21 protein-coding genes are annotated in these 22,684 nt (G+C 46.1%); 12 read left to right on the top strand and 9 right to left on the bottom strand.

All coding sequences use genetic code 11. The features are described from left to right. Nucleotides 1-382 precede the first annotated feature (382 nt). Nucleotides 383-631, bottom strand: coding sequence for a chlororespiratory reduction protein 7 (locus tag QUB11_RS10615; RefSeq protein ID WP_333207070.1), 249 nt, complete (start codon nucleotides 629-631; stop codon nucleotides 383-385). 298 nt (nucleotides 632-929) lie between these two features. Here QUB11_RS10615 and sir point away from each other — a divergent pair, with 298 nt between their 5' ends. The 4 genes from sir to QUB11_RS10595 all read left to right on the top strand — a co-directional run bounded on the left by sir (nucleotide 930) and on the right by QUB11_RS10595 (nucleotide 5,322). Next, a complete protein-coding gene (gene sir, locus QUB11_RS10610; RefSeq protein WP_333207071.1) occupies nucleotides 930-2,921 on the top strand; it encodes a sulfite reductase, ferredoxin dependent in 1,992 nt (663 codons plus the stop codon). 240 nt (nucleotides 2,922-3,161) lie between these two features. Continuing rightward, the gene (locus tag QUB11_RS10605) at nucleotides 3,162-4,028 is read left to right on the top strand and encodes a 16S rRNA (uracil(1498)-N(3))-methyltransferase (RefSeq protein WP_333207072.1); all 867 of its coding nucleotides are present in this window, start codon (nucleotides 3,162-3,164) and stop codon (nucleotides 4,026-4,028) included. A 47-nt stretch (nucleotides 4,029-4,075) separates the two neighbouring features. Continuing rightward, nucleotides 4,076-4,516: a lysozyme inhibitor LprI family protein gene (locus QUB11_RS10600; RefSeq protein ID WP_333157360.1), complete on the top strand. Its 441-nt coding sequence runs from the start codon at nucleotides 4,076-4,078 to the stop codon at nucleotides 4,514-4,516. A gap of 53 nt (nucleotides 4,517-4,569) precedes the next feature. Further along, on the top strand, nucleotides 4,570-5,322 hold the full coding sequence (locus tag QUB11_RS10595) for a PPC domain-containing protein (protein WP_333207073.1): 753 nt from the start codon (nucleotides 4,570-4,572) through the stop codon (nucleotides 5,320-5,322). 18 nt (nucleotides 5,323-5,340) lie between these two features. Here the strand turns inward: QUB11_RS10595 and QUB11_RS10590 are convergent, their stop codons facing one another. Next, nucleotides 5,341-5,673: a YgiT-type zinc finger protein gene (locus tag QUB11_RS10590; protein WP_333390462.1), complete on the bottom strand. Its 333-nt coding sequence runs from the start codon at nucleotides 5,671-5,673 to the stop codon at nucleotides 5,341-5,343. Between QUB11_RS10590 and QUB11_RS10585 the strand changes: the two genes are divergently transcribed. After that, nucleotides 5,654-6,811 carry a tetratricopeptide repeat protein gene (locus QUB11_RS10585; RefSeq protein ID WP_333207075.1) on the top strand — a complete coding sequence of 386 codons (1,158 nt, stop codon included), beginning with the start codon at nucleotides 5,654-5,656 and terminating at the stop codon, nucleotides 6,809-6,811. The two genes, QUB11_RS10590 and QUB11_RS10585, sit on opposite strands and share 20 nt — an antisense overlap. Before the next feature lie 104 nt (nucleotides 6,812-6,915). Here QUB11_RS10585 and QUB11_RS10580 read toward each other — a convergent pair whose 3' ends face one another. Continuing rightward, nucleotides 6,916-7,377 (bottom strand): hypothetical protein, encoded by a 462-nt coding sequence (locus tag QUB11_RS10580; protein WP_333207076.1) that lies wholly within the window; start codon nucleotides 7,375-7,377, stop codon nucleotides 6,916-6,918. Between the two features lie 316 nt (nucleotides 7,378-7,693). Here QUB11_RS10580 and QUB11_RS10575 point away from each other — a divergent pair, with 316 nt between their 5' ends. Both QUB11_RS10575 and QUB11_RS10570 read left to right on the top strand, forming a co-directional pair. Next, nucleotides 7,694-8,311, top strand: a complete 618-nt coding sequence (locus tag QUB11_RS10575; RefSeq protein WP_333200108.1) for an alpha/beta fold hydrolase — start codon at nucleotides 7,694-7,696, stop codon at nucleotides 8,309-8,311. A gap of 2 nt (nucleotides 8,312-8,313) precedes the next feature. After that, on the top strand, nucleotides 8,314-8,925 hold the full coding sequence (locus QUB11_RS10570) for an alpha/beta fold hydrolase (protein WP_333200106.1): 612 nt from the start codon (nucleotides 8,314-8,316) through the stop codon (nucleotides 8,923-8,925). 255 nt (nucleotides 8,926-9,180) lie between these two features. On the opposite strand, the gene QUB11_RS10565 is transcribed toward QUB11_RS10570, so the two are convergent. Beyond that, nucleotides 9,181-9,612, bottom strand: a complete 432-nt coding sequence (locus tag QUB11_RS10565) for a VOC family protein (protein WP_333200104.1) — start codon at nucleotides 9,610-9,612, stop codon at nucleotides 9,181-9,183. An 11-nt stretch (nucleotides 9,613-9,623) separates the two neighbouring features. Between QUB11_RS10565 and QUB11_RS10560 the strand changes: the two genes are divergently transcribed. Beyond that, nucleotides 9,624-10,490, top strand: a complete 867-nt coding sequence (locus QUB11_RS10560; RefSeq protein WP_333200102.1) for a TIGR00297 family protein — start codon at nucleotides 9,624-9,626, stop codon at nucleotides 10,488-10,490. A gap of 175 nt (nucleotides 10,491-10,665) precedes the next feature. Here QUB11_RS10560 and hetR read toward each other — a convergent pair whose 3' ends face one another. The 4 genes from hetR to QUB11_RS10540 form a co-directional block, all read right to left on the bottom strand. Then, nucleotides 10,666-11,571: a heterocyst differentiation master regulator HetR gene (gene hetR / locus QUB11_RS10555; RefSeq protein WP_333034952.1), complete on the bottom strand. Its 906-nt coding sequence runs from the start codon at nucleotides 11,569-11,571 to the stop codon at nucleotides 10,666-10,668. An 852-nt stretch (nucleotides 11,572-12,423) separates the two neighbouring features. Further along, complete coding sequence (locus QUB11_RS10550) at nucleotides 12,424-12,651, bottom strand: hypothetical protein (RefSeq protein ID WP_333200100.1); 228 nt, start codon at nucleotides 12,649-12,651, stop codon at nucleotides 12,424-12,426. Between the two features lie 799 nt (nucleotides 12,652-13,450). Further along, complete coding sequence (locus tag QUB11_RS10545; RefSeq protein ID WP_333153243.1) at nucleotides 13,451-13,678, bottom strand: hypothetical protein; 228 nt, start codon at nucleotides 13,676-13,678, stop codon at nucleotides 13,451-13,453. A 96-nt stretch (nucleotides 13,679-13,774) separates the two neighbouring features. Continuing rightward, a complete protein-coding gene (locus tag QUB11_RS10540; RefSeq protein ID WP_333200098.1) occupies nucleotides 13,775-15,577 on the bottom strand; it encodes an FAD-dependent oxidoreductase in 1,803 nt (600 codons plus the stop codon). 342 nt (nucleotides 15,578-15,919) lie between these two features. Here QUB11_RS10540 and cysC point away from each other — a divergent pair, with 342 nt between their 5' ends. From cysC to QUB11_RS10525, 3 genes are all read left to right on the top strand, one after another. Then, a complete protein-coding gene (gene cysC / locus QUB11_RS10535) occupies nucleotides 15,920-16,444 on the top strand; it encodes an adenylyl-sulfate kinase (protein WP_333200096.1) in 525 nt (174 codons plus the stop codon). 37 nt (nucleotides 16,445-16,481) lie between these two features. Beyond that, a complete protein-coding gene (locus QUB11_RS10530; protein WP_333200094.1) occupies nucleotides 16,482-18,209 on the top strand; it encodes an SLBB domain-containing protein in 1,728 nt (575 codons plus the stop codon). Between the two features lie 143 nt (nucleotides 18,210-18,352). Then, nucleotides 18,353-20,677, top strand: coding sequence for a polysaccharide biosynthesis tyrosine autokinase (locus QUB11_RS10525; protein WP_333200092.1), 2,325 nt, complete (start codon nucleotides 18,353-18,355; stop codon nucleotides 20,675-20,677). 13 nt (nucleotides 20,678-20,690) lie between these two features. Here the strand turns inward: QUB11_RS10525 and QUB11_RS10520 are convergent, their stop codons facing one another. Further along, nucleotides 20,691-20,894, bottom strand: a complete 204-nt coding sequence (locus tag QUB11_RS10520) for a hypothetical protein (RefSeq protein WP_333200090.1) — start codon at nucleotides 20,892-20,894, stop codon at nucleotides 20,691-20,693. A gap of 328 nt (nucleotides 20,895-21,222) precedes the next feature. On the opposite strand from QUB11_RS10520, the gene QUB11_RS10515 reads away from it, so the two are divergent. Further along, nucleotides 21,223-22,590, top strand: a complete 1,368-nt coding sequence (locus QUB11_RS10515) for an NAD-dependent succinate-semialdehyde dehydrogenase (RefSeq protein WP_333200088.1) — start codon at nucleotides 21,223-21,225, stop codon at nucleotides 22,588-22,590. Nucleotides 22,591-22,684 lie beyond the last annotated feature (94 nt).

Here is a 22,684-nt window from a genome sequence, read left to right as displayed (position 1 = left end):
TTTCTCTCGCTAGTTCCCTTGGTAAGCATACTACTGCTACTGTGACCTTTTGTTTACAGCCGAGTGGGTGGGTCGCAACCATTTATATCTTACACCTTTTTGTTAGAAAATTCGGGAATTCTCGATTTTTTTCATACACTTTGCTCGGCTTATATCCCGGCGCTAAATGGAGTACCATTATAGCGGGGGAATTACGCCGATTGAGTTAAACGATTTTGGATTTTAGATTTTGGATTTTGGATTTTGGTTGGATTGAATAATTGAAGAATTCAAGAATTCTTGACTGTTAACTGCTAACTGTTACCAATTCCGAATTTCCGATGCCCGATACTTCGACTCCGCTCAGTATAAGTACCCAATTCGCAGTTCCGCATTGCCAAAATTACTTTTCTAGACGCACTGCGTACCACTGCAAAAATTTTCCAGGCCCGACATCTAATTCACAATAAGTATCAATCAAATACTTGGCTTGAGCTTCCACGCCAGATATTTTATTCACGTCCTGCGGCAAATCTTCGTGTTCCTCGGCTAACACGGCTTTCAGCTTTTCTAACAGTTCCGCCGCAGTCAAAAACTGCTCTGGCTGGTTTGTTTCTAAAACCACAAATGTGTCTTCGTCATACAGTGACATAGTTTCAAAGGTTGAGGTTAATTATTTCTAAAGTTTCGTACACTTAAGCAATCGAAAGTATAAACTCTTAATTACAATTTTTCAGGCCGGGCTCGATCGTGTTACAATAGTACAACATCAGAATTCCTAGCGGATTACCGTTATTAACTTACTTGTTAACTTAGTTGTTAACCGAGTTGTCAACAGATCCGACACAGCATTTCTGAGGAGATTTGTCAAGTGCAAATTTGTCAAGTGTCAAATTGTCAAGAAATATTCGATCGGCTGTATCTAATTATAACTGGCACTATACATTCCCATGATCACATCTTCCACTTCAACCCCTGTTGCGCGCAAGCCCTCTAAATCAGAAGGTCTCAAAGAACGCAGCAACTATTTACGAGAACCCGTTGCGACTGAACTGTTACAAGAAACAACCCACTTCACCGAAGAGGGGCTTCAGATTCTCAAATTTCACGGCTCGTACCAGCAAGACAACCGCGACAATCGAGTTAAAGGACAAGAAAAAGACTATCAGTTCATGCTCCGCACCCGCAATCCCGGCGGGTTCACTCCGCCGCAATTATACCTAGCCTTAGACAAGCTATCTGAAGAATACGGCAACCACACGCTCCGCATCACAACGCGCCAAGGTTTCCAACTTCACGGCGTGTTGAAAAAAAATCTTAAAGCAGTGTTTTCCTCAATTATTAAAAATATGGGGTCAACCTTGGGAGCTTGCGGCGACTTGAACCGCAACATCATGGCACCTCCAGCACCATACAAAAATCGCCCCGAATACCAGTATGCGCTGCAATACGCTAACAATGTCGCCGATTTGCTGACACCGCAAACCGGTGCTTATTATGAACTTTGGTTGGACGGCGAAAAAGCTGTTTCGGCCGAGGAAGACCCAGCAGTGAAGGCCGCCAGACAGAAAAACGGCAACGGCACAATCTTTAGCGACGACAAAGAAGAACCGATTTACGGCAGCCATTATATGCCGCGCAAGTTCAAGTGCTCCGTTACCGTGCCGGGAGACAATTCAATTGACTTGTACTCTCAGGATTTGAGCTTGGTGGTAATTACCAATGAAGCTGGGGAATTGCAAGGTTTTGACGTGTTTGCTGGCGGCGGTTTGGGCCGAACTCACAACAAAGAAGAGACTTTTGCGCGGGTTGCGGATGAGATTTGCTATGTTGCCAAGGATGATGTTTACGATTTGGTCAAGGCAATTGTAGCAACCCAAAGAGATTTTGGCGATCGCACAGACAGACGGCACGCGCGGCTGAAGTACCTGATTAACGACAAAGGCGTACAGTGGTTCCGCGAAAAAGTAGCCGAATATTTTGGCAAGCCGCTAGAAGCCTTTAAACCGCTGCCTGAGTGGAAGTATTTTGATTTCTTGGGCTGGCACGAACAAGGAGACGGCAAGTTGTTTGTCGGCATTTCCGTGGATAATGGCCGGATTAAGGATGAAGGTTCATTTCAGCTAAAAACGGCTTTGCGGGAAATCGTGCAGAAGTACAACTTGCCGATACTGGCGACGCCGCACCAAAACGTGCTGATTTACGATGTTTCGCCGGATACCAAACAGGAAATTCAGGGAATACTCGATCGATGCGGCATTCAGCGGGAAACTGCGATCGACCCATTGGTGCGCTATGGGATGGCGTGTCCAGCAATGCCGACTTGCGGGCTGGCGATTACCGAATCTGAGCGCGTGATGCCGAGCATTTTAGAGCGGATTCGCGCACTTTTAACCAAAGTGGGCTTGGCAGACGAGCATTTGGTGGTGCGGATGACTGGTTGCCCAAATGGATGCGCCCGTCCTTATATGGCAGAATTGGGGTTTGTCGGGAGTTCCCCGGAATCCTACCAGATTTGGCTGGGCGGTTCTCCAGAACAAACGCGGCTGGCAAAACCCATTGAGGAAAAGCTGCACGTCAAGGATTTTGAAGCTTTTCTGGAGCCGATTTTTGTTTATTTCAAGCAAAAACGGCAACTGAGCGAGAGTTTTGGCAATTTTTGCGATCGCGTCGGGTTAGAATCTATCCGTCAATTTGTAACCAACTACCAATCTGCTGACTCGATGACAACTGAGATTAATGAATTAGAAGTTACATCTAGTAACGACGATGCAAATGAGACTGCCACTGCTGGCGGTGGCAAAGTCCGCCGTCGAATTAGCGTCCGCGATGAAATCTACAACGAGCTCAAGGAAGAAGCAGCCCGTCAGGGCAAGCCGATCACGCAGCTAGCTACAGAAGCGATTTCCACTTATTTAAAGAAGATTAAGGAGGAAGGATAAGCCGATTTTCGATTGTATTCAATAGACTTCTGGCAAAAGTAATATAAAGGCAGAGCATTTGCAGAAAAAAACGTGAATTTGTAAAATAATTCCGGTTGTAGATGCTTTGCCTTTATTGTTTTTTGAACAGTTGAAACCCCGCCTACCTATCCCCTCTCATGCTCTCTTCCTCTGCGTTCTCTGCGCTCTCTGCGGTTAAAGAAAAAAAATCTAATAGAAAAACGAATAATCCCAAATTCAATGCCTCAATTACAAAGATTAGCAATTACTCCCCCTCAAATTTGCGATCGCCAAATCGACTTAACTAGGGAACAACAGCATTATTTAAATCGAGTGCTACGTTTGCAAGCGGGCGATCGATTTATTGCAATGGACGGACGGGGACATTGGTGGTTAGCAGTCCTAGAAGCACGGGAAACCGGGTTATTTGCCTCGATAGCAGAGGAGATTGCTGTGAACAGGGAGCTACCCGTGGAAGTAACTTTGATGGCGGCTTTGCCCAAAGGAAACGGCTTTGACGAGGTTGTGAGACAGGCGACGGAGTTGGGTGTGGCAAGTATTGTGCCCGTAACGAGCGATCGAACTTTGCTCAAACCAAGCGATCAAAAAGTCGATCGGTGGAGAAGAATTGCTGCGGAGGCGGCGGAACAGTCGGAACGTCAATTTGTGCCGACGATTTTAGAGCCTGTTTCGTTTGATGTTGCTGTGAAAGATTGCGGTCAAAAATATCGATATATTTGTGTTGCTCGCGGGGAAAATCGGCATTTGTGGGATTGTTTGTTGGGTAATTTAGAACCCCCCCAGCCCCCCTTGTTAAGGGGGGAGCAAGATGGAGCGACTGGTTTCGATCCCCCCCAGCCCCCCTTAATAAGGGGGGAGGAAGAATTCGATCCCCCCCAGCCCCCCTTAATAAGGGGGGAGCAAGATGGGGAGGAATTAGCGATTGTGATTGCTGTTGGGCCGGAGGGTGGATGGACTGAAGGTGAGGTGCAAAGAGCGATCGAATTGGGTTTTGAAACTGTTTCTTTAGGGAGTAGAATTCTGAGAGCGGTGACAGCTCCGATTGTGGCTTTGTCTTTAGTTGGAGCGGCATTTGAGAAGTGCTAATATCAACAAATAACAAAGAATTCATCAGATAGGTGGGTTGATGGGCAATGAAAATAGAGTTGAGGAAAGGTCGATCGCTCTTTTGGTCGATTCCCTACGGGATAGCTTCGCTTCACGCACTTTTGGCAATTTTTGGTACAACATCAGTTTCTGCACAATCTCCGAGCTTTCCCATTGCTCAACAGATAAATTGCGATCGCCCGCAAGGAGATGTGCAAGTCAGAGCTTGTATTCGGTTGAATTACGAAGCCTCGGATAAACGACTGAACGAGGTTTACAAACAACTGATTTCCCAATTGAGCGGCGAAGAGCGGGCGCTACTTTCCGAAGCACAATTAGGGTGGATTCAGTTAAGAGATAAAACCTGTGAATTTGAAGTTTATAAAAATCGTGGCGGTACCGGTTATCGAGGTTTCCTCAATGAATGTTTGGAGCGCATGACTAAACAGCGCACTGCGGAATTAGAAAAGTATTTAAAACAGAGATAGAATAGGAAATACAGCCTACAATACCTGACAACAATAAAGAGAAACAAGTATTTATGAAAAGCCGATCGCCCTTCCCCCTCACCCTCACCCTCATCTCAGCAATTTTAACCACCATCGTCCCAGCAGTTTTCGCCCAGCGACAGCCATCAGCCAACCAAATCTACATCGATAAAAATTGCCAGCGCAATCAGCAACTACCGCAACTTGAAAGATTTACTATCTTTAGCAGAAACGAATTTACAACTAACGGTCAAAACTATTGGTTCTACGCCGCCCGCTATCTAGACGGAGCCGTGCTTTTCTGTACCTCAAAACCCAACTTCAACCAACCTAAACCTCTAAAAGCAAAACAAATACAATCCCAATTTATTGACAAAATAGTCCGAGATATCAACAACAAAACAGCTTTTATCATCGTAGTCAGAGAAGGAAATGGCCTCGATGTACCCATGACCAATTACGGCTTAGAATTGAGCAATGTCGATCGTCCAAAACTCACATCCCTTTCCCTCCTACAGCAGCGGGGAACCCTCAAAGACGGCGACAAGAGCGAACACACCTTTCAAGGACGCGCAGGTCAATCTATGACGATCGACCTCAAAAGCAGAGCATTCGACCACAACATAACACTGTTCGACACCAGCGGCAAAAATATTGCCCAAAAAACAGGCAACTCCCAGAATCGCCGAGAGTCTCAACTCACCGTAAAATTGCCTAGTAACGGCACTTATAAAATAGTTGTTAAAGGAGGCGATCGTACAAGCAAAGGTACTTACACATTAAGCGTTAATTCCAATCAGCTTTAACTCAATTTAAACCAAGTGCTAAGCAAACTCAAAAACAGGTGTTTCAATCACCCTAATAGGCTTTCTATCTTCCCAAATCATCTTTTGCAACTGTTCCACAGTTTCAGGTGAAAAAAAAGGATCTCCCGTTTCCACACACACTCTAGCAGGAACATTTTCAATAATAATAAACTTACCGTTGATTTCAAGCGTGTAAGTTACCTTTTGTTCCACCATTGTTTCTTTCCAGATATCATATCTATAAGTTAACACAACAGCAAAAATTGTTAACCAGTGGCGAAACCACCCAAACCTCAGCCAAGATAGAAACAACGCCATTCCCCCAACCGCCATGACAGACATCAACCACATAGCCTCCGCCCTCGATGGTAAAGAATACAAACAAGCGGCCCAACTCATCAAACAACTACAAAAAGAATCGCCCGAAAATCCGTGGGTACAATACTATATCGCCCGCTACTACGAACTCACCAACAACCTCGAAAAAGCCCAAACAACCTACAAACAAATACTCCGCGACATCACCAACCCCAAAATCCTCTCCCAGACCCGCCAAGCTATTCAACGGATTGAAACCGCACAACAAAACCTCCGCCAACAAGCCATAGAAACCGCCAAAAACGACCCCAGCAACCTCGAACCAGGACTCCTCATCCTCGAACCCGTGAGTCCCGAAAACAAACCCGCCGCCATTCAAAATATCAGCAGAATATTTAAAATCGACGCCTACACAACCCGGATGCAAATCCAAAGCCGCGGCTGGAGACTCTACAAAACAGGCCCCATTGCCGAACTCCGAATTTATGGTCAAGAAATCCTCAACGCCGGCATTCCCGTATTTTGGGCAACCTTAAGCGATATTCAAAAAATCCAAATCTTCCGAGTGCAACACTTCCAGTCTCTATCTTCCCCAGCCGTTGTTTGCAAAGATAAACTCTCACGACTCGGTGCGATCGAATTCAACTGGTCAGAAGTTACCCAAAGAGTAGAAGGCTTGTTGCCGATGTTCATCGAAGTCATGGACTACTCCCCCAACCGAAGAAAGGAGCAATTTCGCCACAGAGAAATCAGGCAAGATTACGCTCAAATCTGTGACTTACACATTCCCAGCAGAAACTGCATTCTGCGAATTTGCGACCAAAGTTACGAATTCCAACAAGGAGTTGACTTCACCAAAGCTTCGGCTGATCTCCCCACTTCACCGAACCAGAAAAACAAAACATCGAGAGTCAAAAACTCTCAACAGATTCCTCAAAGTACCACCCGAATTAACTGGAATAACTTACTGGAAATATTCGATCGCCAGCTTGACGTTACAGTTTGGTCAGAATTTACGCCCTTTGCCGAGACAGTGCTCGATTACACTAATATGTTGAGCAAGATCGAATCTCATATAGAAGTCGAGCGCAAATCAGAAACTCCTTGGGACTCAGCTTTTCAGCTATACAGCGGATTAGCCTTCCTCAGAAACCCAGAAAATAGGGAATAGAACCAAGAGTTAAAATTAAAAATGAGGAATCCCATTTTTAATTTGTTAACGCCAGCATTGGGAATTATCCCATGCCCAATTCCCTATTATCAATTCCCAATTTCCTATTTCGTTTTCACCTGACGAGCCATTTCCCGGAAATTGTTCATGCTAGGGCCGGGGGTGCGACGACTTCCATTTGGTGTCGGCATTAAATTATTAGGAGCAAAAGTTCGATTCGGTTCAGCTTGACTCGGCACTTTGCCGTTAGTTGCTGCAGCAGTCGGTACCTTCACGGGTTCCGAATTATTAGCAGGAGCGCTAGCGACTGGTTCGTTTTCTTTCTTAGACTTTTTCTCTACCTTAGCCTTCTTAGCAGGTTCTGACTTCTCAGACTTCTCAGACTTAACAGGCTCAACTTTTGTCGGTGCGATCGCCACAGCCTCAGACTTCGCAGGCGCAACTTTTGCTGGTTCCTTCGCTCCCGATTCACCCAAATCTAGGAAATATTCTGACTTTTTCAAGCCCAATAGTCTGCCGAAAAAGCCGAAAATACCGCCGAAGAAATTTTTGATAAAACCAAACATTAGACTTACTCCTTTTGTTCTTTTAGAGAAATTTGTACAAGCTTGTCAACAAAGTTAGATTACGAGCTATGGCAACCTTTGTCTACATTTCTTAATCAAAATTTACATTTTGCTGTATCTAAGCTACCTCATCAAAGCAAATTTTAGGTATAAATACCAGGCTGCTTTGCACTTATTTACAAGTATCTCAGAATTTGTTAGCGATTCCCACTAATTGCCGATCGTACCTCGATCCGATTCGCTAGCTGTCCTAGTAGGGGTAAAACTCCCTAGGGGAGTGATTTATGCTGTAATTAGCAAGCAATTTTCTTTTCAAATGAACAGTTCGCTCGATCGCAATCCCGTCATCCTCATACACGGCATCTGGGACACAAAGATGATTTTCAGCAAAATGTCCGCCCGCCTCACCGAACTCGGATGGTCAGTCCACAGCCTCAACCTCACCCCCAACGACGGTAGCCTCGGCCTCGACTTACTGGCCAAGCAACTGGCAGACTACATCTCTGAAACCTTCGATCCAGAACAATCTTTAGACATAGTAGGCTACAGCATGGGCGGCATCGTCAGTCGCTACTACGTCCAGCGACTCGGAGGAATCAACCGCGTACAGCGTTTCATCACCCTATCATCCCCTCACCACGGCACCCTCACCGCCTATTCCCTACGCCTACCAGGATACCTGGATATGCGCCCCGATAGTGGCTTGCTGCGCGATTTAAATCAAGATGTGACAATGCTCAAACGCATAAACTTTACATCAATGTGGACGCCATTTGACATAATGATTGTACCGGCAAACAGCTCCCAAATGCCAGTAGGTAAAGAAGTTAAAGTCAACCTTTTGCTGCACCGCCAAATGGTGACAGAACCCCTAAGTATTAACGCATTAATTGAAGAACTAAAAGCACCTATTGAAAATAAAATTCCCACTTAAAAATGAATAGCAATTTCAGCCGCAACCCAGTCTTGCTAATTCACGGAATCTTCAGAAAATCGGGAATTTTTCACAAAATGTCTGCCTACCTCACCCAACTAGGATGGTCAGTCTACACCCTCAATCTCTCGCCCCATTGGGGCAACGCCAGCATAGACGAATTAGCCCAACAAATAGCAGATTATATAGACAAAACCTTTGCGCCAGAACAGCATCTAGATATAGTAGGATTGAGCATGGGCGGTTTAGTAACTCGCTACTACCTGCAAAGGTTAGGTGGCATTAACCGAGTGCAGCGCTTTATTGCGATATCTTCTCCTCACAGCGGTACTTGGATGGCTTACACTCTCTGGGGAAAAGGCTGCATCCAAATGCGTCCTGGCAGTGCTTTTCTAGAAGATTTAAATCGAGATGCTTTTTTGTTAGAAAAGCTCAATTTTACTTCGATTTGGACAGATTGGGATTTCATCATCGTACCCGCTTCTAGTTCCCAAATATCTGTTGCCAAAGAAGTAAAATTGTCGGTTTTTGCCCATGCCATGATGGCGAGGCATTCCAGCAGTTTAAAAGCGGTCGCTGAAGCACTTTCAGAACCATTAAAAGTTCATGATTAACCGTTTGATTCATTCTTGTATAATGTCAAATTTTGTAGGGCGGGTTTCACCTACAATAATTGCTTAAAACTGAGATATTGCACCATTCTCAATTACTTGTTTAGGAACAGGCATCTTGCCTGTTCCACAAGAGATGATTTTTCTTGTGGAACAGGCATCTTGCCTGTTCTTGACAATGGTGCAATATCTGAGTTAAAACCAACAATCTCGTAAACCCGCCCCCACGAACACGGCAAATCGCTACCGGACTAAAAATCAAACAGCATCGCCAACTTCAGCGTATTCGCTGCGACCAAAAATTGCTTCAGCTTCACAATAATACTTGAACTCAAGTATATTGTGGAAAGGGTCTTCTAAGAAGAAAGTACGGTGTTCTGTAGGCAAACCGACAAATCGCCGTCTCGGTTCTTGATAGAAATTTAAGTTGTTTTGCTGGGCTTTTTCTAGCAACGCTTCCCAGTCAGCTTCGGAAGTAAAAATTAACCCAAAATGCCGGGGGTAGATGCCTCGCTGAGGCGTCAAAGGTTCGTGGCTGACGTGGGCGACAATTTGATGGCCGCACAAACCCATAATCGCAGAATTAGGCGATTCGCGACCTAGTTCGCAGCCGAGCCCGTCTACATAGAACGCTTTGGTTTGGGCAATATCGCTCACGGGGAAGGCAAGATGAAATAAGACTTGACTCATGGAGGTACTAAATGCAGAATTCAGAATTGTTCTTTAATTATTTATCTTGGTCTAATCCTTGGTTGGTGGCGATCACCCTAAATACAGTTTTACTCGCGATCGCCACCATTGCTCCTAAAAAATTGCTCACTCCCGCTGGTCAATTTCACGGCTGGGTATTGGGCGTCCTCATTTGGGGCTGTTTGGGATGGCAAGGCTATGCTGTGGTGATGTTTTACTTTCTTGTCGGATCGGGAGTTACCCGCATCGGCAAAGCTCAAAAAGAAGCAGAAGGCATAGCAGAAAAGCGTTCAGGCGCCCGAGGCCCGGAAAATGTCTGGGGTTCAGCTTTAACCGCTACTCTTTGCGCTTTGGGAGTTTTGGCGTTATCTATTTTAGCAGAGACAGGCAAGATGTCTGTTTTAGCAGAGACAGGCAAGATGTCTGTTTTAGCAGAGACAGGCAAGATGCCTGTGTCACAAGATGCTATTTCCCTGTTATTGTTGGGTTACGCGGCGAGTTTTTGCACCAAACTTTCCGATACCAGCGCCAGCGAAATCGGCAAAGCTTACGGGAAGCGGACTTTTTTGATTACTAGCTTGCAGCCCGTACCTAGGGGTACCGAAGGGGCCGTAAGTTTGGAAGGAACGATCGCGGGTATTGTCGGCTCAATTTTGATTGCACTTTTAAGTTGGGCCGTAGGTTTAATTGACTTGACAGGAATTGTTTTTTGTGTTATTGCGGCTTTTATTGCCACGAATATCGAGAGCGTGATTGGGGCGACGGTGCAATCAAAGTTTGAGTGGCTCACGAACGAGGTGGTAAATTTTTTCAATACACTCATAGGAGCGATCGCAGCGATTATTTTAGCGGCGACATGGAGAGCTTTTTTAGCTTAGTTAATCCTGGACGCATTCGCGGCCCAATCAACCTGGTTTTTTAGGATAATTCAAAGGATTAACGCAGTATTTTTGGAAAAAAAGCCGGTTGCGCCGTCCAGGGCTATTAGCTATTAATCATTAGTCATTAGTCTCAAGCAATCAACTCATGACTAATGATGAATAGTTAATCAAACTAAGCGTCGTCTTGCGGCCCAAAAACCATTTGTAAAATCATCGTCGGTTCGCCCCGCTTGTGATAGCGATCGGCCCAATTGCGAATAATTTCATCTAATTCCTCAAGGGCTTGGTCGAGCCGTTCCGGCGGAATATCCAAAGTCTCCATAATTCGCATCACCTTCGGTTGTTTTTCCGCCCAATCCTTCATCAGCCGGAAATATCTAGCCGTATCCTCAACCATAGTAAATGTCCGCTCTTCCTGCTCTGCGGGAGAGTAAGTAGCGCGGGTGAGGGCATAAAACGGCATTCCCCAAGGAGAATCAATGCGAGTTACTGTCCCAGAATAGATCAAGCGCCGCTTAATGTGTTCTGCTAGAGCTTCGCTCAAAGGCATTCGCCTTTCTGGAGACATATCTTCTTGCGATCGCCTGTGCAGAAACTCGATCAACTCCATAAACTGAAAAGAATTGATCAGTTGAGCGTCTGGCGGATTCGGAGGAATCTTGCCTTCGAGATATTTTTTTTCATCTACAGTCAAATTGTTTCCCGGAATGCGAGGGCGTCCCGGCATCCAACCATACTGTTCCAGCCAGACATAAGGAAACTGAATCAAATATCTAGGTTCTTGCGAACCCAACATTTTCAGCAATTTTCCCTGAGTCAGAGCTTCCCGGACTTCTTCAACAATCACCTTCACCCGTTTAGGCTCAATGTGATGCAAGTGTCCGGTCATCCGCAGGTTGTTGTCCTGCTCCATATAAGTCATATAAATGGCACACTTAGCCGCCGTTGCGGCCGCGTCTAGAAACGCCCCGTGCCTGTGCCCACTGGTTCTCATGGCGCTAAACGCCAGATATAGCATGATCTGATCCATTGCACTAGGGCTGAGGCTTTTGACCAGATCTAAAGAGTCATTTTTCATCACTATCCCCGAAATAGCCAAATTAGGAGGCATTTTGTCATCCTCCATTAAATTATTGCGAGAGCGCCGAATCAAGCATAGCCGACTGTCGCCGGAAAGCTTGCCAGCTACCCTAATATTCAGGTTAGTTAATTTCCCTGAGGTAACAGGGCATGGGCTTAAAGGCTATCCACACCGCATAAGTGGTTCTTATTGGTGGCCAATTTAAGTAGATTGCTGCACCCTCTGCGCTGACAGTTTACCTATATATAAGTTAGTTATCGCAAATTAATTATAGTGCAGCGGTTGAAAATTAAACCCTACCTGTGGGGGGGAGAACGTAAATAACTGTTGCGCTCCCAAGAATTTGAGGCGACTCCGAGCCCCTAATTCTTGAATAGTCATGGATGCCGAAACCCGGTTCGATCTACTAAAATAAGGCTGTTGCATAATTGCGGGAAGATTTTGATGGTTTTGTGGGATGGGATATCGTAGCCAGTCCGCTGTATTTTCACAGCAGGCAGGACACCCCACAAAAATCCTCGTCAAATTGTGCAACGCCAAAATAAGGCGTGGAAGGCGAGGGATATTGGTTGAAAAACCCAGATGCTCCGAGGCCTGTGGTTAGTGCTTGTTTAATTGAAGCGTTTTCAATACAAAACCGCCACATACTAGAATCTATCTCTAGGTAGATGGCGGTTCCCCGTTTATATGCTAATATTTGTTACACTAAAAATAATCTCCTAAAAACTGTCCACAAAAAGTGCAGTTGTCGCTTAACCTGAAAAACTAGAATCCCAGAAAATCCGATCGCGCGATCGAATGAACGGCCCAAAGCAACTCAGTTGTGGTCATCACTTGCGTCCGATGCCCTTAGAAATCTTGTAGCGGATGAGTGTAAACAGTAGGCTCAGTAAAATTTCTGCGGTTGCCTCGCCTCTTAATAGGACGCTCGCCCTTTTGTTGAGTTTGGGCTGACAACATATATTGAGCGGTGCCAGTTTCGAGGATGGGGAGTGGAGATTCAAAAGCTTGAGCGGCGCTGGCACTCAAGGTAATGCCCAACAGGCTCAGTAAAGCAATTGCAGTGTAGGTTTTCATGGGTAGTATTCGTCTCAGTATCTATTTAGAGATACGACATTTACCCAGGCTGATCAGGATGAATTTCCCTGAAATTATCAAACTAGAGAATTAGGAATCAGGAATCAGGAATCAGAAGGAAGAAGAAGAAGGAAGAAGAAGAAGGAATCAGGAAGAAGGAATCAGGCTTAAGTTAAGCTATCGCGCCTTTAAATTGTCTCCTAAAATCCTTGTATAAAAAGCGGAAAATTATCTTTCCCTCTCCCTTTCTCACCCTCTCCCCCTCCCGAAGCAACAGACACTTTAGATGCGTAGCATCTCATCTATGAGAGCAGTCAATCGATTTGAGATTTGAGATTTGAGATTTGAGATTTGAGATTAAAGAATTGAAGCATTGACTTGCGCGAGATTAATTCGGGGGTGGCTTTATCGGATACAGGTTTTTTATTTCTGGGTCCTGAGTCTGCTTTCGGAATGAATCACGTGGCGGGTATCCTGGATGCTTGATTGTCAGAAGTTGAGGTAAAATGGAATAACTAAAATCTCTGGCTTCAATAATAAAAAAATTCCTAATTGCACTACCCAGACGGTTGCAATAATATACAAAACCGCCAAATACGAGATTCAATCTCTCGATAGATGGCGGTTTAAGGTTTATATGCTATCATCACTCACATAAAAGAAGATCCTAATGACTGTAAACAAGAAATGCAGTTGCCTTGGAAACCTGAAAAACTATCATCCCAGGAAATCAGATTGAGCGCTCGACACGGGCGGCAGAAACTAACTCAATAACGGAAATCGCTTTCGTCCAATGTCATTAAAATGCTTGTAGTTGATGAGTGTAAAGATTAGGCTCAATGAACTCTCGGCGTCCGCTGCCTCTTTCTGGAGAACGATCGCCCCTTTGTTCGGTTTGGGCGGATAAAATGTATGGATGTGTGGCAATTTGGAGCAGCCCGACGAGGGATTCCAAGACTAGAACGACAGTGGCGCTCAAAGTAACGTCCAAAAGACTCAGTAAAGCAATTGGTGTGTAAGTTTGCATGGGTAGTATCCGTGTCAGTGTCTATTAACTGATACGGGATCTCCCCGATCGATCAGGATAAATTTCTGTGAATTTTTCGGATCTCTGCAAAAAACCTCACCTCTTCAATTCTACTGAGCCCGCCAGCAGCCAAGCACCTGCCGAATTCAGCCGGCCCCATACTGTCAGAGGCTTTTCGGTTTCGCAATTGTGTAAAAATCTGTCGGTTTCCGAGTCCAAAGTCACGAGTTGCCAAGTTTGACCGACTAAGGAGGCAGGGCTTGTCAGCGTTAGTGTCCAGTTTTGTTCGCCGAGGCGGCGGAAAATGCCCGAAAATTGGCTGTGGGTATTTGCTGTTTGACTGCTTTGTTTCTCTACTGAGTCCTGACATTCGCCGCTGGCCGGATATGCTTGGGGTCGATCAAGATAATAGCGTTGCCAATCCAGCCAGTCCGATCGCCCCCGTGTCAAATTAAATAAGGGAATAACCGCCGCACTCGCCTCCGAATCTTGCAGCAAAGCTTCCTGCAAAACTCTCACCGGCAACTCCCGCGGCTGACATCCAGATTCCGCGCACAAAGCCGCCGCCATCCCCGCCGCCTGTCCAATATTCATTACCGTCGGTTGCAAGCGAGTTGCACCGTTGGCGATGTGAGAGACGGAAATATTTTTTTCGCAGACTAGCAAACCGTCTGTACTCGCAGGAATTAGGGCGCTGTAAGGAATGGTAAACGGAGTTCCCGTCCAGCGGCCGCCCCAGCGGAGGGATTTTGGCTGCAGAGGAATGTCGCCACTGGTGTAGTGGTGGTCATTGGCATAGTTGCCGATCGCAATTGTTTCACAAATGCCCTCAGAATTTATCGGCAACTTCGCGACTCTTCCGCCGGCAATAGGCAAAATATCTTGTTCTGTGACTGTACTTATCCCTCGCAAGCGCCGACTTTCTCGGTAGTAAGGATGTAAGGCAAAGGAAGAAAGAAGGGAAGAATTTTGTTGATTGTCGATCGTTGAAATGGGGAAAATATTCTGTGCTAAGCCGTAGCGGGGGCCGAGTTGCGTTTGAATGAAGCGGGCAAAACTTTGAGTGTGCCACAGACTTTCTTGGAGAAATTCTTGTCGAGATGCTTCAGATTTAATGAGTCGATCGACCCCTTCACCATAATCATTACCTCGAATCGGCCAATTAATCATCAACAATCCCCCTGGCAGCCTGCCGTAATTGAGAAATTGTTCGGGAGTGTAACCGTCCCAAGCACCGATAAATCGATCGGGATTTTCAACAGGCGGCGCGGGAATTTCTGATCCTGCCGCACCTTTACCAAAATCCTGCATGATTGCCACCCAAGTCGGAGCTTGCACCGAATAGCTCTCTGTGAGAGCATTAGAGGCAGCCGGCGCGCTGGGTTCTCCCCACTCGGCTTGGAATTCCCAACCCCAGCGGTGTCCAACATCCGCTAAAGCCAGCACATCTCCCAATTCCGTTGCATCCAAAGTGATTTTGGCCGAAACCGTAAAATCTGCAAACTGAACGCCAGAAATGCGATCTCCTTCATACAGCACATCGTGAGCTTTTTGTCCACAAATCCACTGTAAGTTCGGCAAACATTTAACCCAATCAGCGAAAATTTCAGCACCGGTGCGGGGATCGTAAGTAAAAAAACTTACCCAGCCCCAATCCAAACCTCCCGGCTGTCGCTGCTGGAGTTCCCGCAAAAACGCGCCCCACAAACCAGTTTGAAAAGCTGCTAATTCATTGCCATCGGGGGCAGAAACGCCTGCTGCTGTCAGCATTCCTCCCAGCCAGGGGAATTCGCTTACTAAAATAGTTTTGGCACCTCGGCGGGCTGCTTGGACGGCTGCTGCAGTGCCGCCGGTGCCGCCACCGACTACCAAAACATCTGCTTTTAAGGTTGGGGACATGGGGAATAGGATTTTAGATTTTAGATTTTAGATTTTAGATTGCGAAAGGCTCAGTCAGGTGATGGGTGCGCTACGGATAGATGTTCGGCGTTTGTTATCCCCCATTGAAGGTAAGGTGCACGGCCCAAGAGCACCCTACGGATTTTAAGATTACCTATTTATTTCTCCCCTTCCCTCTTCCTCTGTGTCCTCTGCGTCCTCTGCGGTTAATAAAAAAAATTAGTTATTGTGAAAGTCAGATCGCATCTCAAATCAAAAAGAATCAGAAAATGGGGAACCGCGACAGTAAAATAATACGTCGCGTAATTTCTCCACTATTCACTACTAACCAAGCAATTGAAAATGGAAAAAGGTTTTATTTTGTGGTTTACCGGGCTGAGCGGTTCCGGCAAGACAACGATCAGCAAAGCTCTCGAACCCGAATTGAAGGCAAGAGGTTGCAAAGTTGAAATATTGGATGGAGATGTCGTTCGCACCAACTTGTCAAAAGGTTTGGGATTTAGCCAAGAAGACAGAGATACTAATATTCGGCGGATTGGATTTGTAGCTCACCTGCTGAGCCGCAATGGAGTAGCCGTAATGACCGCAGCTATTAGCCCCTACAGAGCAATTCGCGACGAAATTAGAGCAATGGAGCCCCATTTTGTTGAAGTATATATCACAGCGCCGTTAGAAGTGTGCGAAGGTCGCGATGTCAAGGGGCTATACGCTAAGGCGAGAGCAGGAGAAATTAAGGGTTTTACGGGAATTGACGATCCTTATGAAGAACCGCTTAATCCTGAGATTATTTGTTACACAGAGCGAGAAAGTGTGGAAGAGAGTGTTAAAAAAGTTCTGACCAAGTTAGAACAGTTGGGTTACATTTGATGTTGGCGGGGTTGGATGAGGATAGGGGCAAAAAGCGATGGTGGTTAAAAGTTCTTCGCACGGCGTGCAACTTGAGAAAAAATCTCATCCTTGTGTCCCCTTTGCGGAGAGGGAGGGTGAAGAATTTCTCCCATTTCCTGCAAGAAGAGGGGCTCAGGGAGACATTTCCAGCAAAAGCTGCAAGCTAAGTTATTGGGCAAGCAATGCTGTCAAAAGTTTAATGATTCAAAGTTTAACAGTGTCAGTGCTGGCGGCGGTGGGTTCATCTCCTGCAGCGGCCCAGTTTATGCCTCCTCCTCCTCCTCCTCCTGATGCGGGTTCTCCTGTTCCTGTACCAGTACCGGCAGTGCCGGGATTGCCGGGATTGCCGGCAAGTGAACCTTCAAGTGTACGATCGGAAGTTTACACTTTAGGCGCGGGCGATCGTATTCAAATGGACATCTTCAACGTCCCGGAATACAGCGGCCCCAACGGTCAACACCAAGTACAGGCAGACGGTTCCCTGAGTTTGCCGTTAATTGGCAGCGTTTCGGTGTACGGGATGACTCTAGAACAAGCTTCTAATGCTGTTAAAGACAAATACGGCAAATACCTTAAACGTCCTTGGATTACCCTGAAACTGCTGGCGCCGCGTCCTTTGCAAATTGCGATCGCGGGCGAAATCAACCGCCCCGGAGCCTATACAATATCCTCAGCAGCAGGCCCCGGAGGCACAGCAGAGCAAATGGGAACTCAAATGCCAACGATATCGCGGGCTCTGCGAATGGCCGGCGGAATTACCCAGTCAGCAGACGTGCGCCAAATCAAAATCCGCCGCCCCCAGCGCAACGCACCGGAACAAATTATTAGTGTGGATTTGTGGGAATTATTGCAAAACGGCGATTTGCGGGCCGATATGACTTTGCGCGACGGCGATACTATATTTATTCCCACTGTAACTAGCCTCAACCGCCAAGAAGCACCGACTTTAGCAGTAGCTAACATTACCGGACAAAGCACTCAACCAATTAATATTGCTGTGGTGGGCGAAGTAACTCGCCCCGGTACTTATACTTTGGCAAAAGAGGCTCAAAGTAGGGTACAAGAGAATGAAATGGGTGAAAATTCTGGTTTGTTTGCTGCCAGCGAAACCAACGGCGGGGAAAATGTTTTGCAGCAAACGGTAACGAGGGCAATTAAAATGGCGGGCGGCATTACGCCGGTAGCTGATATCCGACAAATACAAGTTCGCCGCCTGACACGGGCGGGTACAGAACAAATTATTAATGTGAATTTGTGGCAACTTTTGGAAGGGGGAGATGTATCCCAAGATTTAGCGCTACAACAGGGAGATACGGTAATCGTTCCCAAAGCCGAAAACCTCGATGAAACCCAAGACGAACAAGTTGCTAATTCTAATTTTTCACCGGATACTATTAAGGTGAACATTGTGGGAGAAGTCGTGAAACCGGGAGCGATTGCGGTGCTGCCCAACACTACTTTAAATCAAGCGCTGGTAGCAGCGGGAGGTTTTAATAAAGCGCGGGCAGAAATGGATTCGGTGAATTTAATTCGCCTCAATCCTAACGGCACCGTTTCGCAGCTAACTGTTAAGGTTGATTTTTCTGCAACTGCCAATGAAGCAACTAATCCCAAACTGCAAAATAATGATGTAATTATGGTAAGGCGATCGGGTCGCGCTACGTTCTCGGATAATGTAGGCGGGACTCTCGCTCCTCTCAGCCCGCTGTTAGGAATATTTCGGTTGTTCGATATTTTTAGGTGATTTGAAGAGACTGGCATTAAGACCTCAGAAACCCGCTTTATATAAAAAATAGCGGTTTGGTAATGAAATATTTAGGAATTAACCGATTTCCTGAAACTCCGCCACCAATACAGACGTTTAAACTAATAAGTTGTAGAAATCAAATGAAACCAGGGAAACAATCTCCACTAGCAATTTTTAATCATAAAAAAGCCGCTGATATTCAAAAAATATCTTCGGGACTTTATGAAGAAGATCAATTTTTAGGCAGAAACAAAACCGAGGCAGAAGAGTTAAGTTTTTGGGAAGTTTGCCGCAGTCGCTCCATCTTAGTCATCGGTGTAGCAGCGGCAGTGACTACCGGAGTTTTCGCCTGGACACTGAATCAAAAAAGCGAGTACGAAGGGCGCTTTCAATTATTAGTAGAACCAGCCGTTACGCAAAATACTTTAGCCAAAATCTACTCCGGTGAGCTGAAACTGCAACCAGCGGCCCCAGCGACCCAAGAAAAGGGCGGTTTTGACTACGAATCCCAAATTCAAGTTTTGCAAAGCCCCCAAGTAATGTCGCCGATTATTAAACAGTTGCAGGCTAAGTATCCCGAAATAAATTACAACTATCTATTGAACCAAAAAGCAGATAATTTGCCGTTTTCTCAGGAAACTAGGTTGTCAATTAATCGATTCAAAAATACCAAGATTATCGAAGTTAGATATCGGGATTATGATCCGAAAAAAATTCAGTTTGTTTTGGAAAAAGTTGCGCTAGGCTACCGCAACTACAGCGTGCAAGATACCACAACTCAAATTAGTCAGACTCTGGATTTTGTGAAATCGCAAATTCCCAACCAGCAAAAGCGCCAACAAGCTCTGCAAACTGAAATCCAAAAATTGCGACAGCAGTACAATTTCATCGATCCGCAAATTCAAACCCAACAACTCGCGCAGCAAATCAGTGAACTTCAAACGCAAAGATTGGAAGCGCAAACGCAGCTAAATCAGCAGAGATTTCTCTATTCCAATCTGCAAAATCAGCTCGGATTAAACCAGAAGCAAGCGCTGATGGCATCGGCTCTGAGTCAAGCTCCCCGCTATCAAGGGATGCTGACTCAATTGCAACAATTAGAAGGGCAAATTGCGATTAACTCGGCTACGTTTACAGACGAAACTCCGCAAATGCAATTGTTGCGAGAACAGCGCAAGAACCTGATTCCTTTGTTGAAGAAAGAAGCCCAACATGTTCTGGGAACTGATTTGGCTAAGGTAAATTCGCAAGTGCTGACTTTTCAAGATCCGGTGCGGATTAAGTTAATCGAGCAGTTTATCGGTACTGCTAATTTAATTCAGGTGCTGGGCGTGCGGAATCAAGTTTTGGAACAAGCTGCTAAGCAGTTGAATCAATACTCTCAAAAATTCCCGGTGATTTTGCGGCGCTATTCCGATTTGCAGCGCGAGTTGGATTTGACTAACAATACGCTGAATAGTTTGGTGGCAAAACAGCAAGCTTTGCAGCTTGAAGCTGTGGGCAAAAAAGAGGTGGCTTGGGAAGTTATTGCTAAGCCGGAAATTCCGCGTTACAAAAATGGCGAGTTGATGGCTGTTGCTCCGATTATGCCTTTGAATTTGGCTTTGGGGGGATTGGCTGGTATGCTGTTTGGTATGCTGGCGGCGCAGTTGGCGGAACGGTTTAAAAATAAAACGGTGTTCCAAACTCCAGAGGATGTCAAACAGTCGATTCGCCTGCCTTTGTTGGGGGTAATTCCTGCTAGCGATAAAATTTTGAGACTTCCTCCTGCTGAGACAAGCCCGGTGGATGTGGCAATTTCGCCGATGCCGACGGATGCTTTTCAAGAAGCTTTTCGATCGCTCAATGCGAATATTCGCTTACTAAACGTTGATACTCCGATCAATTCTTGTGTAATTACTTCTTGTCAAGTAGGTGACGGCAAGTCTACGGTAGCAGTAAATCTGGCGCGGGCGGCGGCGGCAATGGGGCAGCAAGTGCTGTTGGTGGATGGGGATTTACGGCGCCCGCAGGTACACGAAATGCTGGGTTTACCGAATTGGCAAGGCTTGCACAATGTGATTGCTGATGATGTGGATGTGCAACAGGTGATTTTGCGATCGCCCCGCGATGAAAATTTGTTTGTGTTAACTTCCGGCCCGGTTCCTCTCGATCCCACAAAGGTGCTTTCTTCCCGAAAAATGCAGCATTTAATGGCAGCTTTGTCAAGTCATTTTGACTTAGTTATTTACGATACGGCGCCGCTTTTAGGTTTGGCGGATGCGAATTTGTTGGCGGCTCACACTAACGGATTGATGCTGGTAGTAGGGCTGCATCAAACTGAGCGGGAGGCGCTGGTGTTGGCTTTTGAAGATTTGAAAATGGCGGGGATTCCGCTGTTGGGAATGGTGGCGAATAACGATAAAGGCAGCAGGTATTACTATCAGTCTTACGTGCAGGATTACGTCCAGGAACAGTCTGTTTGAGGGAGAGGAATTGCTAATTATCGTAGGGTGCGTCGCTGCGAGATTTTCGCTCTTTTTTGGGATTTTTGATGGCGACGCACCTTATGCCTAATTCTTGCAAGGTGCGTCGCTGCGAGATTTTCGCTCTTTTTTGGGATTTTTGATGGCGACGCACCCTACGGTTTTTGTGGTTGAGAATGCAAGGCGGGCGGGACACCCGACAAGATATTTCATCCATCTTGCACCATTCATTGTGAATAAAGCTTTCAGGGGCGGGCGGGACGCCCCACAAGAACATTTAACTTTTGTGGAACAGGCCGGCGTCGCCTGTTAAGCGAGATTTGTGCGTGATTTCAGAAAGACAAATTTTCTTAAGATTTGCGATCGAGACTCTGAACTATAATTAAAAGTAGAGAAATTTAAACAAATCGCGGCACTTGCAACTTGGCAAGACCTGAAAGAAAACGTGGCAGGTAAATTCCTATTTTGTAATATCTTGATACAACTCCCTGCCTAGGCTGATAGCTAGCAGGGAGTTTTGTGTTTTTCACACAGGAGATGAAACAATGGCTATTGCTACTATCAACCCGGCAACGGGAGAAATGCTGAAAACTTTCGAGCCGATCGCGGATGAGGTAATAGAAGCTAAGCTGGAATTAGCACAGCAAGCTTTTAACAAATACCGCCAACTGCCGTTTGAGCAGAGAGCTCTGTGGATGCAGAAAGCGGCAGACATCTTGGAGCGCGATCGCGAAATTTACGCTGAAATGATGACCCTGGAAATGGGCAAAACGCTCAAATCTGCGATCGGCGAAGTGGAAAAATGCGCCTTAGTTTGCCGCTATTACGCCAAAAATGCCGCTCAATTTATGGCAGACGTACCGGCAACCACTGACGCTAGCAGCAGCTTTGTCCGCTACCAACCGCTGGGCGCTATTTTAGCCGTTATGCCGTGGAATTTCCCATTTTGGCAAGTTTTTCGGTTTGCGGCGCCGGCGCTGATGGCGGGCAATGTTGGCTTGCTAAAACACGCTTCCAACGTGCCTCAGTGCGCTTTGAAAATCGAAGAAATTTTTACGCTTGCTGGCTTTCCCGAAGGCGTGTTTCAAACTTTGTTAGTTGGCGCCGACAAAGTAGCCGATATCGTTGCGGACGATCGTATAAAAGCAGCAACTCTCACCGGTAGCGAACCAGCGGGTGAAAGTTTGGCAGCAAATGCGGGCAAAAATTTGAAAAAAGTAGTGCTGGAATTGGGAGGAAGCGACCCATTTATTGTGATGTCGAGCGCCGATGTAGCAGCAGCTTTATCAACTGCTGTGACATCCCGGATGCTCAATAACGGTCAATCTTGTATCGCCGCCAAACGCTTTATTTTAGCAGAAGAGATTGCCGACGAATTCATCACAGGATTTGTCGAAAAAATCGAGCAATTAAAAGTAGGCGATCCGATGTTGCCCGAAACCGATATCGGCCCTTTAGCTACTCCGGCAATCCTCAAAGACTTGGATAAGCAAGTGCAAACTTGCATCCAATCGGGAGCAAAACTTCTGACAGGTGGCCGCCCATTGTCAGAGAATGCCGGCAATTTCTACTTGCCAACTATTCTGACAGATATTCCGCCGAATGCCTCTGCCCGTCAAGAAGAATTTTTCGGGCCTGTAGCTTTAGTATTCCGGGTTGCAGGCATCGATGAGGCGATCGCCCTGGCAAACAGCACATCTTTTGGCTTGGGTGCGTCAGCTTGGACTACAGTAAACTCAGAGAGCGATCGATTTATTTCCGAACTAGAGGCGGGCGCGGTATTCATCAACGGTTTAGTAAAATCAGACCCTAGATTGCCCTTCGGCGGTATCAAACGCTCCGGTTACGGACGCGAATTGAGCATCCAAGGAATGCACGAATTTGTTAACATAAAAACAGTGTGGGTGAAATAAGCTCCCACTCTATCAACCGATCGCACAAATCTACATAAGTCTGCGTTTATCTGCGTTTACCTGCGGTTAAAAATTCCCATTTAGTATTTTTGCG

The organism is Microcoleus sp. B6-A1, assembly GCF_036705085.1.
Lineage (GTDB): Bacteria > Cyanobacteriota > Cyanobacteriia > Cyanobacteriales > Microcoleaceae > Microcoleus.
The sequence above is the reverse complement of the archived record's forward strand: the minus strand, read 5'-3'. Positions and strand labels throughout refer to the sequence as shown.